Origin of the sequence: Pseudomonas sp. P39-UII1 (assembly GCF_039672635.1) — a bacterium.
GTDB lineage: Bacteria > Pseudomonadota > Gammaproteobacteria > Pseudomonadales > Pseudomonadaceae > Aquipseudomonas.
This window is the reverse complement of sequence record NZ_JBDFPP010000002.1, coordinates 218,005-234,269: the sequence shown is the minus strand read 5'-3', so window position 1 is coordinate 234,269 and position 16,265 is coordinate 218,005. Positions and strand designations below refer to the sequence as shown.

The 16,265-nt window shown below is 62.8% G+C and carries 14 protein-coding genes; 7 read left to right on the top strand and 7 right to left on the bottom strand.

Features of this window, described 5'->3' with window-relative positions; genetic code table 11:
• The first annotated feature begins 10 nt into the window (after nt 1-10).
• The gene (locus tag ABEH27_RS03770; protein ID WP_346612273.1) at nt 11-985 is read left to right on the top strand and encodes a hydroxyacid dehydrogenase; all 975 of its coding nucleotides are present in this window, start codon (nt 11-13) and stop codon (nt 983-985) included.
• A gap of 27 nt (nt 986-1,012) precedes the next feature.
• A complete protein-coding gene (locus ABEH27_RS03765) occupies nt 1,013-1,651 on the top strand; it encodes an RraA family protein (protein WP_346612272.1) in 639 nt (212 codons plus the stop codon).
• A 174-nt stretch (nt 1,652-1,825) separates the two neighbouring features.
• Here the strand turns inward: ABEH27_RS03765 and ABEH27_RS03760 are convergent, their stop codons facing one another.
• Nucleotides 1,826-2,122, bottom strand: a complete 297-nt coding sequence (locus tag ABEH27_RS03760; protein WP_346612271.1) for a hypothetical protein — start codon at nt 2,120-2,122, stop codon at nt 1,826-1,828.
• A gap of 172 nt (nt 2,123-2,294) precedes the next feature.
• On the bottom strand, nt 2,295-2,999 hold the full coding sequence (locus ABEH27_RS03755; RefSeq protein WP_346612270.1) for an NUDIX domain-containing protein: 705 nt from the start codon (nt 2,997-2,999) through the stop codon (nt 2,295-2,297).
• Between the two features lie 138 nt (nt 3,000-3,137).
• On the opposite strand from ABEH27_RS03755, the gene ABEH27_RS03750 reads away from it, so the two are divergent.
• The 3 genes from ABEH27_RS03750 (at nt 3,138) to ABEH27_RS03740 (ending at nt 5,523) form a co-directional block, all read left to right on the top strand.
• The gene (locus tag ABEH27_RS03750) at nt 3,138-3,788 is read left to right on the top strand and encodes a nicotinamidase (RefSeq protein ID WP_346612269.1); all 651 of its coding nucleotides are present in this window, start codon (nt 3,138-3,140) and stop codon (nt 3,786-3,788) included.
• On the top strand, nt 3,785-4,984 hold the full coding sequence (pncB, locus tag ABEH27_RS03745) for a nicotinate phosphoribosyltransferase (protein ID WP_346612268.1): 1,200 nt from the start codon (nt 3,785-3,787) through the stop codon (nt 4,982-4,984). Before ABEH27_RS03750 ends, pncB begins: the two co-directional genes overlap by 4 nt.
• A gap of 182 nt (nt 4,985-5,166) precedes the next feature.
• Nucleotides 5,167-5,523 (top strand): stress-induced protein, encoded by a 357-nt coding sequence (locus ABEH27_RS03740; protein WP_346612267.1) that lies wholly within the window; start codon nt 5,167-5,169, stop codon nt 5,521-5,523.
• Nucleotides 5,524-5,567: 44 nt separating this feature from the next.
• Here ABEH27_RS03740 and ABEH27_RS03735 read toward each other — a convergent pair whose 3' ends face one another.
• Nucleotides 5,568-7,118 carry a PAS domain-containing protein gene (locus tag ABEH27_RS03735; protein WP_346612266.1) on the bottom strand — a complete coding sequence of 517 codons (1,551 nt, stop codon included), beginning with the start codon at nt 7,116-7,118 and terminating at the stop codon, nt 5,568-5,570.
• A gap of 382 nt (nt 7,119-7,500) precedes the next feature.
• Nucleotides 7,501-8,385, bottom strand: coding sequence for a LysR family transcriptional regulator (locus tag ABEH27_RS03730; protein ID WP_346612265.1), 885 nt, complete (start codon nt 8,383-8,385; stop codon nt 7,501-7,503).
• Nucleotides 8,386-8,497: 112 nt separating this feature from the next.
• Between ABEH27_RS03730 and ABEH27_RS03725 the strand changes: the two genes are divergently transcribed.
• Both ABEH27_RS03725 and ppnN read left to right on the top strand, forming a co-directional pair.
• Nucleotides 8,498-9,559, top strand: a complete 1,062-nt coding sequence (locus ABEH27_RS03725) for a YeiH family protein (protein ID WP_346612264.1) — start codon at nt 8,498-8,500, stop codon at nt 9,557-9,559.
• A gap of 50 nt (nt 9,560-9,609) precedes the next feature.
• Entirely contained in the window at nt 9,610-10,983 is a 1,374-nt protein-coding gene (ppnN, locus tag ABEH27_RS03720) for a nucleotide 5'-monophosphate nucleosidase PpnN (RefSeq protein WP_346612263.1), read from the top strand.
• A 39-nt stretch (nt 10,984-11,022) separates the two neighbouring features.
• Here the strand turns inward: ppnN and ABEH27_RS03715 are convergent, their stop codons facing one another.
• The 3 genes from ABEH27_RS03715 to katG form a co-directional block, all read right to left on the bottom strand.
• The gene (locus ABEH27_RS03715; RefSeq protein WP_346612262.1) at nt 11,023-12,189 is read right to left on the bottom strand and encodes a GGDEF domain-containing protein; all 1,167 of its coding nucleotides are present in this window, start codon (nt 12,187-12,189) and stop codon (nt 11,023-11,025) included.
• Nucleotides 12,190-12,272: 83 nt separating this feature from the next.
• Entirely contained in the window at nt 12,273-13,601 is a 1,329-nt protein-coding gene (gene pssA / locus ABEH27_RS03710) for a CDP-diacylglycerol--serine O-phosphatidyltransferase (RefSeq protein ID WP_346612261.1), read from the bottom strand.
• 168 nt (nt 13,602-13,769) lie between these two features.
• Nucleotides 13,770-16,031 (bottom strand): catalase/peroxidase HPI, encoded by a 2,262-nt coding sequence (gene katG / locus ABEH27_RS03705; protein WP_346612260.1) that lies wholly within the window; start codon nt 16,029-16,031, stop codon nt 13,770-13,772.
• Nucleotides 16,032-16,265: the final 234 nt, after the last annotated feature.

Genomic DNA, 16,265 nt, shown 5'->3' with positions numbered 1-16,265 from the left:
GTACCACAGCATGTCTCTCATTTACGTCACCAGCCCCATTCACGAAACAATCCTTTCCCGGCTTTCGCAGATCGGCGAGGTGCGCCTAGGCTACGGCCCCAATGCCGTTGGATATGAAGAAATCCGCAATCAGGTGGACGCCGTGTTTTTACGCGGTGGCCACATCAGCGCTGAAATGATCGCTGCCTCGCCAAAACTGCGGATCGTGGCTCGCCATGGCGCCGGCTATGACAACGTCGACTACAAAGCAGCAGCCGAACACGGCGTCTGGGTCACTAATACTCCAGGTGCAAACCAGCGCAGCGTGATCGAGCATGTCTTCGCACTGCTCTTGTCGCTGTGTCGCAAGCTGCCGCTGGCATCTGAGCAAACCCGCAACCGCGTCTGGGCAGAAGACCGCCTCTCGCTGACCGGCATCGAGCTCGAAGGACGTACTTTGGGCCTGGTAGGGTTCGGCAACATTGGCTCCAGCGTCGCACCTGTAGCTGAGGCCTTCGGTATGAAAGTGATTTTTACCGACCCAGCCATCGACCCGAGCTCGGACAGCCGTTGGGTGGACTTTGGCACCCTCCTGTCCACAGCTGACGTCGTCAGTCTGCATGTCCCGCTGTTGGAAACCACTCGCAACCTGATCGGCGCACCTGAGTTCGCCGAGATGAAAGATGGCGCAATCCTGATCAACACCAGCCGTGGCGGCGTTGTGGACGAGCAGGCACTGGTCGATGCACTCAAGCGTGGAAAGCTGGCTGGTGCAGGGGCTGACGTCCTCGCCGCCGAGAACATCGACATGATCAAGCCATTCGACCATGCCACTCCAGATATCGCGAATACGCCCAACCTGATCGTCACGGCCCACGTCGCCGGCCAGACCGATGAGTCGCTGTTACGCGTTGGCATGAGCGCACTGGAGGCGATTGCCGCCGTGTTGAAGGGCGGAGCACCTGCCCACCCAGTTAACCAGCCTGTGCCGAAGTCGTTCAGCTAAGCCTTTTTCCGATACTGGAGGTATCCTATGTTCATCAATGTGTCCGATGACTCGATCAGTGTTAACGCGACCTGGGAGCGAGCTGGCCTGGCGTTGATCGAGGAAATCTCGCATTACCCAGTAGCACTCATCGGCGACGTACTCCACCGGATGGGCATGATGGCTTCGGCCATTCGCCACACCGCAGGCAAGCCTGCGTTTTACGGCACCATCCTGCCGCTCAACACTCGCGAGGGTGACAACCTCGCGATTCATCGTGCGCTGGACGAAGCGCAGCCAGGCGATGTGCTGGTGATCAACGGCAACAGTGAAGTGAACCGCTCTGTTTTCGGTGACCTGCTCGGGGAGATCTGCCTGGCAAAGCAGGTTGCTGCGGTCGTCATCGATGGCGCGGTACGTGACATTGAAGAACTCGACAGCATGGGGCTGCCTATCTATGCCCGTGCGGTGAACCCAGCCGGCCCCTCAAAATGGGGCCCAGGGCAGGTCGGCGTCCCAGTTGCCTGCGGTAATGTCGTTTGCTACCCAGGTGATGCGATTATTGGTGACCGCGACGGCATCATCGTGATTGCCCGCAGCTTGCTGCCGAACCTGGCTGAGAAGGTGAAACTCCAGGACGGCTACGAACACAGCTTGCGCGAGAAAATACGGGGAAATGTGCGCTAATCACACCCGGCCCTTGGAAGTCGGCGTGTAGCGGGTGGAGTCAAGTGGGTGGCCGCCGGTAATTGCCGCCACCAGCCACTACGCCATTCGCCACTGGCCGATGAAGTGCTCAGCGTCTGCAGAGACCGAATTCTGGGAAAGCGGACTTCTTAGGGGCGACCAAGTCTTTTTTAACTAAACCAGAGCAAAATCGCTGACGCAGCCCTTCACATCGATAGCCACCGACAATACTTGTGGATCGCTCAGCTCAAAGCCGCGCTCTGTGTAAAAAAACTTCCACAGGGGTAATTGCACATCACCTTGAGCCTCGCATTGCGCAAAAGGGCCGAGCAGATTCACAAGCTCAACCAAAGTGGATTGCCCGCAAACGATGTGTTCCAGAAGGTCTTCAATTTGGGTGGAGCTGCTGCTGAGGTCCTCGAGCAGCATTTTGTGCTCGATTGCGGTCAGGCGACTCGGGTCCGCGCGCATCAACTCAGAACTCCGCTGAATAGTTTTGTAGGACAATTGCCGGTTGCCGGCGATTCTACGCGCAGAATGTACCGTTTGGTACAAAAAGCTGATCAACTGTCATGAGATGCAGAATGCGCACGCATCCGCAACGCGCCTGCATGGCGAAACGCACTGCGTGAGCAACCCGCCCTCACACCCCTTCCGGCAACAGGCTGCGGTCGAACATGAACGGCCGCTCGCCTGGCGGTGTGTACTGATACAGCTGCTGCGGCCGGCCGAGCCGAGGCTGGTTCTTCTCGCCGGTATCGCGCACCCAGCCCAGCTCACGCAAGCGTTCCAGGCGCTTGCGCAGCGAGGTGCTGTTCACCGCTTGCCCCAGGCACGCCTGCACTGCCCCCAACGCGTCCAGCACGGTAAATTTTTCGCCCAGCAGATTCAGCGGCAAGCTGCTGTACACCGTCTTGCTCGCCAACCGTTCGCGGGCGCGCTCCACCAGCAGGTTGTGATCGAACGGCAGCAGCACTTTGCGGCCCAACACACTGTCCAGGTCGAAAAAAGCCAACGTGTCACCCTCGACCTGCTGCTGGGGGTCAAGCAAAGCCAGGTAGTAGGTGCTCAATGACCAGCCGCGCGGGTCTCGGAAGGCATTGCCTTCGGTACCGACCTGCTCAAGGTAACGCGGCAACACCTGGGCCTTTTCACACAAGGCCCGCTCGGCAGCGGCCTCCAGGCTGGTGTCCGGGGTGCGGCCGTTGACGATCACGCCGGGCAGCGCCCATTGGGCGGCATGTGGCTCACGCTCGCGGCGGTGCAACAACACTTGCAGGTGTTGGGCTTCGGGGGCCAGGCGCAAGGCGACGATATCGACGCTGGCCAGGACTTCGGCTGTACTCACCAGGAGCCTCCACAGTTGAATGTCGCAATAATCCACCAGAGCGTTTAAGTAATGCAAGCTCGAACTGCGCTGTAGATTGTGCTTGACACACTTACTACACCAGATGAATTATGTAGCAAATCCAGCGAGGAATGCCCCATGAAAATCGCCAGTTTCGATGTCGACGCGCAAAACGGCTTCACCGCCAACGCCCCGCAGGAACTGCCGGTACCCGAGGGCCATGAGATCGCCGCCGACCTCAACACCATGGCCTTGCGCGCCGACTTGCGCCTGGGCAGCAAGGACGCACACCCGGCCAATGCCGCCTGGGTGGTGTCAGAACCTACGCAAATGCTGCAGCCGCTGGCCCTGCCCAACGCCGACCTGACCTGGGTCAGCCACTGCGTGCCAGGCACCCCGGGTTTCGAACTGCTGCCTGGGCTGCCGGCCCCCATCGACTACGACTACTTCGTGTGGAAAGGCGTCGAACCGGACCTGCACCCCTACGGCGCGTGCTACCACGACCTGGCCGAACGGCGTTCCACCGGTGTCATCGAGTACCTCAAGGTGCAGCAGGTAGGCGCGGTGATCGTTGGCGGCCTGGCCCTGGATTACTGTGTCAAGACCACCGCCCAGCAACTGCGCCAGGCAGGCTTCCAGGTGCTGCTGTACTTGCCCGCCTGCCGCGCGCTGACCCAGCAAGGCGCAATCACCGCCTGCGGAGCGCTGGCTGCCGAAGGGGTTATCCTCTGCGGCGACGAGGCCGCGCTCGACTACCAGCTCTCTCTGATCAAGGAAGCCCGCCCATGAGCGACAGCGTTTTCGGCCCACGGATCATCCAGAACCTGCTGGACACCGACTTCTACAAGATCACCATGATGCAGGCGGTGCTGCACAACTACCCCAATGCCGAGGTGGAATGGGAATTTCGCTGCCGCAATGGCGAGGACCTCGCCCCTTACCTGGCCGAAATCCGCTACCAGGTGGAGCAACTGGCCGAGGTCACGGTCACCCACGACCAGCTGGCGTACCTGGAGAAGATCCCGTTCATCAAGCCGGACTTCATCCGCTTCCTCAGCCTGTTCCGCTTCAACCTGCGCTACGTCCAGGTTGGCCTGGATGACGCCGGGCAACTGGCGATCCGCGTGCGCGGGCCGTGGCTGCATGTGATTCTCTACGAGATCCCGCTGCTGGCGATCATCAGCGAAGTGCGCAACCGCTACCGCTACCGCGAGGTAGTGATGGAGCAGGTGGGCGAGCGGCTGTACCAGAAGCTCGACTGGCTCAAGGCCGAAGCCAGCCCCGATGAGCTGGCGGGCTTCCAGCTGGCCGATTTCGGCACGCGGCGGCGCTTTTCGTACCGGGTGCAGGAAGCAGTGGTGCACACCCTCAAGCGCGACTTCCCAGGCCGCTTCGTCGGCACCAGCAACGTGCACCTGGCCCGCGAGTATGAACTCAAACCCATCGGCACCATGGCCCACGAATGGTTCATGGCCCACCAGCAGCTCGGCCCGCGGCTGGTCGACAGCCAGGTTGCCGCGCTGGAATGCTGGGTACGGGAATACCGCGGCTTGCTGGGTATCGCGCTGACCGACTGCATCACCATGGAGGCGTTCATGGCCGATTTCGACCTGTACTTCGGCAAGCTGTTCGATGGCCTGCGCCACGACTCAGGTGACCCCCTGGCGTGGGCTGAAAAGGCCATTGCCCACTATGAACGGCTGGGGATCGACCCGCGCAGCAAGACGCTGATCTTTTCCGATGGGTTGGATTTTGCCAAGGCGTTGGGGCTGTACCGTGCCCTGCACGGGCGGATCAACGTGAGCTTTGGCATCGGCACCAACCTGACGTGTGATATTCCCGGTGTCGAGCCGATGAACATCGTGATCAAGATGACCGCCTGCAACGGCGCCCCCGTGGCGAAGATCAGCGACAGCCCGGGCAAGACCCAGTGCCGTGACGAAAACTTCGTGGCGTACCTGAAGCATGTATTCAAGGTGGCCTGAGCCACACGCCATATACCCCGCCCGGCTTGTTGGGCTGGAGGCTTTTACGGCGCAATACGTCCGGCTTTCAGTTCTTTCGTGCACTCCGTCCGTTAATACGAAAGTTAGGGGAGCAAGCCGTTCGCCCCCAGCGTCGGAATTGAACACAGCCTTTCTGTGTGAACTTCACGAGGTGCACGATCATGGCTAACGATCAAGGTAAAGGCGGACAACAAGGCGGCATGCCGCAACAGAACCCGGACCAGGTCACCAACGATCCGAACCAGGCCTGGGAATCTGGCCGCCAAGGTGGGCAAGGTGGGCAATCCGCTGGCAAGGACGATCCACAGCATACGTCCGAGCCTGGCCAGCAAGGTGGCCAAACCCCAGATGACAAATGGGCAAACGACCCGCAGCGCTCTGGCGGCGCGGGACAACAAGGCGGAATGGGTGGCCATGGCGCGGGAAGCCGTTCGGACGGCGACCGTGAACAGGGCACGGACCCTGGCACCGAGCTTGATGATGAAGAAGACAGTGGAATGAACAAAGACGATCGCTGATTGCCTCGGGCCAGGGTTGATGGAACATCCCTGGCCCTTTCACTTCACAGCTTGAAGCGTACGTGAATAGTGCTTTTTTCAAGCTGCCTGTCCACCGAAATCGCCGTGCTGCCGTAACCCGAGTAGCTTTTGACAAGCCGCATGCCGAGCCCGGTCCCCGTCGGCTTGGGATAGTTCTCAGGGAACCCTTCTCCCTCATCGGTCACCGAAATCAGCGCATGATCATCCGCGTCTTCCACACGGACTGCGATGGTGCCCTTGCCATACTTCAAGGCGTTGGTGATCAGTTCTGAAATCACCATGCCCAACGGTGCCATCCGGCCGGGGGGCAGGATGAACGCATCGGCTTCAAGCGTAATCTTGCGATCGGCCAGGGCTTTACCCAGGTCCGCCAGCAAGGCGCTCAGGTAGTCGGTGACAAGTACGTCCCGTTCCTCAGCGGTTTGATAAAGCCGTTCATGGACACTGGCGATGGTCACCACCCGCCCCGCCGCCGTCTCCAGTTGAATCCTCACAGCTTCGTCTGGCGTCAGGTTGGCCTGCAGCAGCAGTAGCGTGTTCACCAGGTGCAGGCTGTTCTTGACGCGGTGGTGGATTTCTTCCAGATGCAGGTCACTTCTATCGAGCCGGGAATTCTGTGCTTCGATCAGTGACAGCAACCGGGCTTCGTGATGATGGCGCTCGGTGATATCCCGGGATACGGCGATGAGCTTTTCTACGCGGCCATCCGCGCCCAGAATGGGCGCCACCGTGACATCCCACCATTTCGGTTCAGTCGGCCCGGTCGGGCACAAAGCCTCGAACCGGGTGGACTCGCCAGCGACCACCTTGTCGAGGGCCTCCAGCACGACCGGCCTGGACTCGTCGGGCCAGAGTTGCGCCCACGGCAACCCTTGCACCTGCGCAAGTTCGTCGATATGCATCAGGCAGAGCCCGGCATCATTCATGAACTCGATTGCACCGCTGGTGGACAACACCTTCACGCAATCCGGGCTGGCATTGAGCATGCTTTCCGAATAGGGGTTGGGCAACTCGGCATCGGCATCGGATGCCAGCCGCTCAAGGGCCATGGAGATGACGTTGGAAATGCCCTCGAGAAAGACCAGATCGCTTTCGATGAAGTCGTCGCCATTGCTGCTGTCCGCCTCAAGCACGCCAAACGGCGTCAACGCCCCCCTGATAGGGACGTTGATAGCCCGCTCGATGCCGTACTTCTTGAGCAATTCTGGCGTGCGAAAACGGTGCTCCTGCCCCAGGTGGTTGGACAGCACGGGCCGGTAGGTGGCAATGGCATACCCCGCAGGGCTGGCTTCGTCGGCGCCGACGGTGGCACTGCCGATATCCGCCTCATCCCAACCGACGCCGTGGGACAACAGGAACGTATCGCTGTCGGGTACCGGAGTCAGCACCTTGGCGAAGCGGGTCTGCATGCCCTGCGCGACCACTTCACAGGCGTGGGTCAGCAAGGCATCGAGATCCGTCGACTTCAATGACTTCACCCCGTACTCAACCACCAGCTCGTGCTGCTTGTGCAGCCGAGCATGGGACTTGCGCAATGCCGCGCGGATTGTCTCGTCAGGAGGCAACTCTTGCATGGGAATCTTCCAGGGCTGTTGGGCGTGCCGCTCGCCAGGCGCTGTACGAAATATCGCATATCGCGCTCCCCGTGTAGGAGCTGGCTTGCCTGCGATCGGCTGCGAAGCAGTCGTAAATCCTCTATCCGCATTCTGTCTGGTACTGCGCAGATACCGATTTTACGACTGCTTCGCAGCCGATCGCAGGCAAGCCAGCTCCTACACGGGGTTCTTCATACAAAGCCTAGTGGCTCTCGTTTATCACCGCCCATCGCTTGGGCGCAACAACGAAAACTGTATAAGCCATTACCGTTATGAGCAACTTGTACCTATGCGCCCTGATTTGCTCAGCAAACCGCCGCGGCCCTGCTTCATCAGGCGCCGGTAGGCAAGGGGCAAGTCTTCAGGGTTTTGACGCGCCGACACACAGCTCCATGAACCGCGCCGCCGCCCGCGATGGGGTGGCGGCATGCGGCAGCAGGATCGAAAAGCGCCGTACCAAAGGCTGCGGCGCAATGTGCAGACGCCGCAGCGCGCCATCTTCATGCCGGATCGACATCGCCGACACAAAGCCAATGCCCATCCCCGCCCGCACCGCTTCCTTTACCCCTTCCACCCCAGCGATCTCCAGCGCCACGCGCATCGCCACACCACTGCGGGCAAACGCCCGCTCGACGATCTGCCGCACCCCCGAGCCGCTCTCGCGCAACACCAACGGGTAGCTGCCCAGTGCTTCCAGCGGTTGCTGCTGATCCGCCAGCAACGGATGGCCGCTGGGCACGATGGCAACGATTTCGTCCTCACGCCAAGGGGTAACGCCGGTGCCGAGCGGCAACTCCTGGCCAGGCGGGCCTTCGATCAGGGCGATATCGACACTGTCCAGCGCTGCGACGATTTCCGCCGTGTTGCCATGGGAGGTGGTAACCAGCACATCGGGATAACGGGCATGGAAGTCGGCGATCAGGTAAGGCAGCAGGTAGCTTGCGGGGGTCGTGCTCGCGCCAATTCGCAGGGTGCCGCGCTCCAGCCCGCGCATGGCTTCGCGCAGCACCTGGGCCTGGCGGAAGGTTTCGCGCAGGCGCTCGGCATGGGCCAGCAGTTGTTCACCTGCAGCCGTCAGCCGCACGCCCCGCCCGGCGCGCTGGTAAAGGGGCTCGCCAAACGCCTCCTGCAGCAATTTGAGCTGGCCGGAGACAGCCGGCTGCGACAAATGCAGGGCCAAGGCCGCATGGCTGATGTTGCCGTGCTCGGCAACGGTGGCGAAGGTTATCAGCTGTTCCGGGGTCATTTTGCAAAAGTATCAGCTAAACGGATACTTGGCATCCTGAATTACGATTTTTTATAAGCTTATAACCAAAATAAAGTAGTCCCTGTCGAAACACTTTTCCCGGAGGACTCACATGGCCACGGTTCCGTCCAACCCTGCGTTTGCCCCTACCCTCTCCACCCGAGGGCGGCTCAATGGCATCCTGTTCGTCGCGCTGTTCGCACTCGCCGTCACTCAGCTGGCGGCGTTGCCTGCCATCGCCAACCTGGGCATCAGCCCACTGATTGTCGGTATCGTCGCCGGCGCCTTGTACGGCAATGCCCTGCGTGACGGCGTGCCGGCCAGCTGGGCGGCGGGCATCAACTTCTCTGCCCGTGGGCTGCTGCGCATTGCCGTGGCGTTCTTCGGCCTGCGCGTGAGCCTGCAGGAAATTGCCGAAGTCGGCTGGTCCGGGCTGACCGTGTCGCTGCTGGTGGTAGTCAGCACCCTGCTGATCGGCCTGTGGTGTGGCATGAAGCTGCTCAAGCTGGACCGCGACACGGCTCTGCTGACCGCCGCCGGTAGCGCCATCTGTGGCGCCGCTGCGGTGCTGGCATTCGAATCGGCCCTGCGCAGCGCGCCACACAAGAGCGCCATGGCCGTAGGCAGCGTGGTGCTGTTCGGTACCCTGTCGATGTTCCTCTACCCGCTGGCGATCAATGCCGGCTGGCTACCGCTGGATACCCTGGGCGCCGGCCTGTTCCTTGGCGGCACCGTTCACGAGGTGGCCCAGGTGGTGGGCGCGGCCAGCAACGTCAGCCCCGAAGCCACGCACATCGCCACCATCGTCAAGATGACCCGGGTGATGCTGCTGGTACCGGTGCTGCTGGTGGTGGGCCTGTGGATCAGCCGTTCGCGCCAGCCGGGCCAGGCGCAAGGCAATGGCCGTATCGCCATGCCCTGGTTCGCCTTCGGCTTCCTGGGCCTGGTGCTGGTGAATTCGCTGCAGGTGCTGCCGGGCAGCGTGACCCAGGCGGTCAACGGCCTGGACACCTTCGCCCTGACCATGGCCATGACCGCGCTGGGCATGGAAACCCGCTTCAGCCAGATTCGCCAGGCCGGGCCACGGGCGTTGGTCACCGGGGCCATTCTCAACCTGTGGCTGGTGGGCGGCGGGATGGCGATTACGCTGGGTGTGCAAAAGCTCTTCGCATGACTTATGGTGTTGTCTGAGAAGGATGTTTTACCTGCACAGGAAAGACTTAGATGCCCCAACGCCATGTCATCAATGCATCCGTCAGCCCCAAAGGCAGCCTGGAGACGCTGTCGCAACGTGAAGTCCAGCAACTGAGCGAAGTCGGTACCGGTAGCCTCTATACCCTGTTCCGCCAGTGCGCCCTGGCCATCCTCAACACCGGCGCGCATGTCGACAATGCCAAGACCATCCTCGAAGCCTACCGGGACTTCGAGGTGCGTATCCACCAGCAAGACCGTGGTGTGCGCCTGGAGCTGCTGAACGCCCCAGCCGACGCCTTCGTCGATGGCGAAATGATCGCCAGCACCCGCGAAATGCTGTTCAGCGCCCTGCGCGATATCGTCTACACCGAAAGCGAGCTGGCCAGCCAGCGCATCGACCTGGAAAGCTCCCAGGGCATCACCGACTACGTCTTCCACCTGCTGCGCAACGCCCGCACCCTGCGCCCGGGCGTGGAGCCGAAGATGGTGGTGTGCTGGGGCGGCCATTCGATCAGCACCGAGGAATACCAGTACACCAAGAAGGTCGGCCATGAGCTGGGCCTGCGCAAGCTGGACGTGTGCACCGGTTGCGGCCCGGGCGTGATGAAAGGCCCGATGAAGGGCGCGACCATCGCCCATGCCAAGCAGCGCATGCACGGCAGCCGTTACCTGGGCCTTACCGAGCCGGGCATCATCGCCGCCGAGGCGCCGAACCCGATCGTCAACGAGCTGGTGATCCTGCCGGACATCGAGAAGCGCCTGGAAGCCTTCGTGCGTGTCGGCCACGGCATCATCATTTTCCCCGGCGGCGCTGGCACGGCCGAAGAGTTCCTCTACCTGCTCGGCATCCTCATGCACCCGGACAACCAGGACCTGCCCTTCCCGGTGGTGCTGACCGGGCCGCGCAGTGCCGAGCCGTTCCTGCTGCAGCTGCACGCCTTCGTCGGCGCCACCCTCGGCGAAGCCGCCCAGCGTCACTACCAGATCATCATCGATGACCCGGCCGAAGTAGCACGGCAGATGGTCGAAGGGCTCAAGGAGGTGAAGCAGTTCCGCCGCGAGCGCAACGACGCCTTCCACTTCAACTGGCTGCTTAAGATCGACGAGGGCTTCCAGCACCCGTTCGACCCGACCCACGCCAACATGGCCGAACTGGCCCTGCGCCGCGAGCTGCCGCCGCATGAGCTGGCCGCCAACCTGCGCCGGGCGTTTTCCGGGATCGTTGCGGGCAACGTCAAGGACAAGGGCATCCGCCTGATCGAAGAACACGGGCCGTACCAGATCCGCGGTGACAGTGCGGTTCTGGAGCCGTTGGGGCGCCTGTTGCAGGCGTTTGTCGACCAGCACCGGATGAAGCTGCCGGGTGGCGCGGCGTACGTGCCTTGCTATCAGGTTGTGACCTGAACCTTTGGGGCCGCTTCGCGGCCCCCAGTTTCCTCCCCCCTACCTGACCGGGCTCACGTCGGTGCGGTCAACCAGGCGGATACTGTTACGCCCGCCACGCTTGGACTGATACAGCGCCACATCCCCCTGCTCGATCAACGCCGCCAGGCTGGCCGGTGGTTGGTCGAACAGGTTGGCGCCAATACTCAGGGTCACCGCCTGCGGGGTTGGCATGGCTTGTTCGGCAAATTGCTGGAACTGGCCCCGCAACAGGCTGCCCAGCTCCACCACACGCTCGCTGCTGGCATCGCCAAGCAGGATGACGAATTCATCGCCGCCCAGCCGCGCCGCCAGTGAACGTTCCGGCAGCACCGCACGGATCATCTCGCTGAGCGTGACCAGCAGGCGGTCACCGGCTGCGTGGCCGTGCAGGTCGTTGACCAGCTTGAAGTTGTCGATGTCGATCAGCAGCAGCGCCCCCGGGCGGGCTGGGCTCACGCCCTTGAACAGGTGCACGGCGCGAACTTCCAGCGCGCGGCGGTTGTACAACGCCGTCAGGGGATCCCGCGCGGCCAACCGGGCAATCCGCTCTTCGCGCCGGTAGCGCACAGTGCCGGTCATCGACAGGGCGATCAGCATGATCGCCATGGCCCCTTCCACCAAGGAAATCTGGATGATCAGGCCACCAAAGGTTGCCAGGTCGATCAACGTGCCGGGGGCCACCGCGATGATCGCCTTGGCCACATAGAACAGGCCGTGAATGAGCAGCACATAGCGCAGCTGCACCGCCCCCACACTCAGCGACTTGCCGTGCGGGCGCAACAGCAGGCTGGCCTTGAGGGTGAGCAGCGCCACCAGCAGCGAATTGACCATCAGCATGATCTTCGACCACTGCGGCCCTGCGGGTAACAGCAGCAAGGCACACCACAGCGGCACAAGCAGCAGCCAGGCCCGTGACAGCCGGGCCTGGGTAAAGCGCAACACGCCCATCAGGAAAAACGCATGCGCCACCACCAGCAAGCCGTTGGCAAACCAGATGCCGATCAGCAACAGGCCGATCCCGCGCAGCAGGGCCAGGGTGGAGCCGACGGTGATGGTGGCGAAACCCGCGCTCCAGAACAGCAGCGAGGGTTCGCGAACGCTGCGCCACTCGATCGCCAGGTAGAGGGCTGCGGCGGCAGCCAGGGCGATGGTGATGGTCAGCATCGTGGGTGGGTCAAGCGCCATGAATGGATTGGCCTATCTGGTTAACGTGGAAAACGGCTGATTGTATTCGTTTGCCATGACTTTTCAGAGAGGTATGAGAGCCCTTAAAGCACCCGTTTGATCAACGGTTCAAGGCGGCTGTAGCGCAAGCGCCGCAGGAACTTGCGCACTTCCTTGGGGTGCTCGGCCTTGACCCCCAGTTCTTCGGCAGAACTGATCTGCGGCGCATGCCGGCGGATGCCCTCCAGCTCCACCTCACGCGGCACGATCCACTGCCCCTGCGGGTCATCGATCAGCAGCCCGTTCTCCAGGTCCAGGTTGAACCCGCGCGGGTTGAGGTTGTTGCCGGTCAGCAGCGAATAGCGCTGGTCAATCCACACGCCTTTGGCATGAAAGGTATGCCCGGGGTCGTTCCAGATGCGCACGCTGAGCTGGCCGCTGGTGATGCCGGCATGGCGGCGCCGGGCAAAGGCGCGCAGGTTGTCTTCGTACAGGTAAGGCAAGGCGCCGCTGGCGCTGAACGGCTCGCCGGGGGCGATGTAGAAGTCGTTGGCGGTACGGTGGCCGACAATCAGCTCTACCCGCACGCCGCGGTCCAGGGCATGGTCGATTTCGCGCATCACCACCCGTGGCGGGTTGAAGTACGGCGTGCTGATGATGATCTGCGAGCGGGCGGCGGCCAGCAGCGCGCACAGGGCACGGTTGAGCGGGTTGCCACGGCCGACACCCAGCAGCGGCACCACCCGCAGGCCCTGCCCCGGCGCGGCGGCCGGTGCGTCATAGGCCATGCGCCGCAGCCGGGCGCGCAGGCGGCGGATATCACCGCGCAGGTTGCGCGTTTCCGGTGGCGCAGGCAGGTCCAGGCGCGGCGTGGCGGTGTGGTGCAGCAGGCGCCGCACCAGGTCGACCATGGCCTCGGCCAGCGCGGGCGATTCGAATAGGTGGTAGCGGTCCAGGCGGTAGCGGTCGAACCGGTGCAGGTAGACATTGTTGAGGCTGGCGCCGGTGTAGATCACGCAATCATCGATCACACTGCCCTTCAGGTGCAGCACGCCAAACAGCTCGCGGGTTTGCACCGGCACGCCATGAATCACAACGTCCAGGCCGCGCAGCTGGCGCTGGGCCTGGTACCAGGCGGCATTGCCAGGCTGGCGCCCGGCCCCCAGCAAGCCACGCCGGGCGCGGAACCAGTCGACCACGATGACGATCTCCAGCCCCGGCCGCGCCGCCTTGGCCTGGTACAGGGCGTCGAGCACTTCCTGCCCGGCCTCGTCCTCCTGCAGGTACAGGGCGACGATGACGATGCGCCGGGTGGCTGCGGCGATGCGCTCGAGCAGGCAGGCACGGTAGGCCGCGGCATCGGGCAATACCTGGATCGCCTCCGGCGCAATGGCGAAACCTGGCAGCGCCGCCAGCATGGATTCGGGGTTCACGTGGGTTCACCTTCTGTCTGCATCGAGGTCCATTCCTGAATGCCTCAGCTTGCACAGGAACAGCGCAATGGTCCAGCAACCATTGAAGCAGATACGCGCAAGCCCACCCCCACAGTCACCTGCGGGGGCGGGCTTGCTTGCGGACCGGCTGCACAGCAGCCGCAGGGATTACATTTGTTTCAAGTCGAAACGGTCCAGTTCCATGACCTTCACCCAGGCGGCAACGAAGTCTTTGACGAACTTGTCGTTGCCATCGCTGCTGCCATACACCTCACTCAGTGCCCGCAACTGGGCATGCGAGCCGAACACCAGGTCAACCCGGCTGCCCGTCCACTTCACCTGCCCGGTCTTGCGGTCGCGCCCTTCGAAGGCTTCGTTGTCGGCCGAGGTCGGCTTCCATTCCACACCCATGTCCAGCAGGTTGCGGAAGAAGTCGTTGCTCAAGGTGCCAGGCTTGTCGGTGAACACCCCGTCCTTGCTGCCGCCATGGTTGGCGCCCAGCACCCGCAGGCCGCCGATCAGTACGGTCAGCTCGGGCGCGGTGAGGGTCAGCAACTGGGCTTTGTCCAGCAGCAGCTTCTCGGCCTTGACGCTGTAACGGTCCTTGGTGAAATTGCGGAAGCCGTCGGCCAACGGTTCGAGCACGGCAAACGACTCGACGTCGGTCTGTTCCTGCGTGGCATCGACGCGGCCCGGGCGGAAGCCCACGCTGCCGGTGAAACCTGCGTCCTTGGCGGCTTTTTCCACGGCTGCGGTGCCGGCCAGTACGATCAGGTCGGCCAGCGAAACCTGCTTGCCACCATTGCTGAACTCGCGCTGGATGTTCTCCAGCGCCGCCAGCACCTTGTCCACGCCCTGGTTGGCAGCCCAGCCCTTCTGCGGCGCCAGGCGCAGGCGGGCGCCATTGGCACCGCCGCGCTTGTCGGAGCCACGGAAGGTCGAGGCCGAGGCCCAGGCGGTGGACACCAGCTCCCCCACGCTCAACCCTGAGGCAAGGATCTTGCTCTTGAGCGCGGCGATATCCCGGTCATCGAGTGACGAGGGCTCGGCTTTGGGCAGCGGGTCTTGCCACAGCAGTTCTTCATTGGGCATTTCCGGCCCGAGGTAACGCGCCAGCGGGCCCATGTCACGGTGGATCAGCTTGTACCAGGCACGGGCGAAGGCGTCCGCCAACTGCTCGGGGTTGTCTTTGAAGCGCCGGGCGATCGGCTCGTAGAGGGGGTCGAAACGCAGGGCCAGGTCGGAGGTGAGCATCGACGGTGCGTGGGTTTTGCTCGGGTCGTGGGCATCCGGCACGGTGCCTGCGCCTTTGCCCTCTTTGGGCCGCCATTGGTGGGCACCGGCCGGGCTCTTGGTCAGCTCCCACTCGAAGTTGAACAGGTTGTTGAGGTACTCGTTGCTCCAGCGGGTCGGGGTCGAGGTCCAGGTCACTTCCAGGCCGCTGGTGATGGTATCGCCCCCCTTGCCGGTGCCGAACTTGTTGGGCCAGCCCAGGCCTTGCAGCTCCAGCCCGGCGGCTTCCGGTTCGGCGCCGACGTTGTCGGCCGGGCCGGCACCGTGGGTTTTGCCAAAGGCATGGCCACCGGCGATCAGCGCCACGGTTTCTTCATCGTTCATGGCCATGCGGCCGAAAGTCTCACGGATATCCCTGCCCGAAGCCACCGGGTCTGGGTTGCCTTCCGGGCCTTCGGGGTTGACGTAGATCAGGCCCATCTGCACCGCAGCCAGGGGGTTTTCCAGGTTGCGCTCGGCGGACAGGTCGCGGTTCTGCTCTTCGCCGTGCTTGGCGGGTTCGGCCACCAGGTCGCCCTGCCCGGGTGGCTGGGCCTTGACCTGCTCCTTGCCGTAGCGGGTGTCGCCGCCCAGCCAGACCTTTTCCGACCCCCAGTACACGTCTTCGTCCGGCTCCCACACATCCGCGCGGCCGCCAGAAAAACCGAAAGTCTTGAAGCCCATGGACTCCAGGGCGACGTTGCCGGTGAGCACGATCAGGTCGGCCCAGGAGATCTTGTTGCCGTACTTCTGCTTGATCGGCCACAGCAGGCGCCGGGCCTTGTCCAGGCTGACGTTGTCTGGCCAGCTGTTGAGCGGGGCGAAGCGTTGCTGGCCGGAGCCTGCGCCACCGCGGCCATCACCGATGCGGTAGGTGCCGGCGCTGTGCCAGGCCATGCGGATGAACAGCGGGCCATAGTGGCCGAAGTCGGCCGGCCACCAGTCCTGGGAGTCGGTCATCAAGGCGGTCAGGTCATTTTTCAGGGCCTGGAAGTCGAGGCTCTTGAACGCCTTGGCGTAGTCGAAGTCCGGGTCGGGGCTGGACTTGGACGAGTGTTGGTGGAGAATCCTGAGGTTGAGCTGGTCGGGCCACCAATCACGGTTGGTGGTGCCGCCACCTGCGGTTTGATGGAACGGGCATTTCGATTCGTTCGACATCTGCGGTTACCTTTGGGTCGGTTATCCAGATTTCCGGTCTATGCCAGGTGTTCTTTCAGCCGAGCACATGGGCTCATGCCTACCCCTCATCAGGTCCTGTCGGTCACGTTCCGACACGGGGCTTGCGAAGCTGTCACTGCGCGGCGCATGAAGCTGTTCGAGCGCCGCCCGCACGCGGTTTCGCGGGGCCACGGTCAAGACTAGTCGAGCTTGGGCAGACTTCTAATAGAGTGG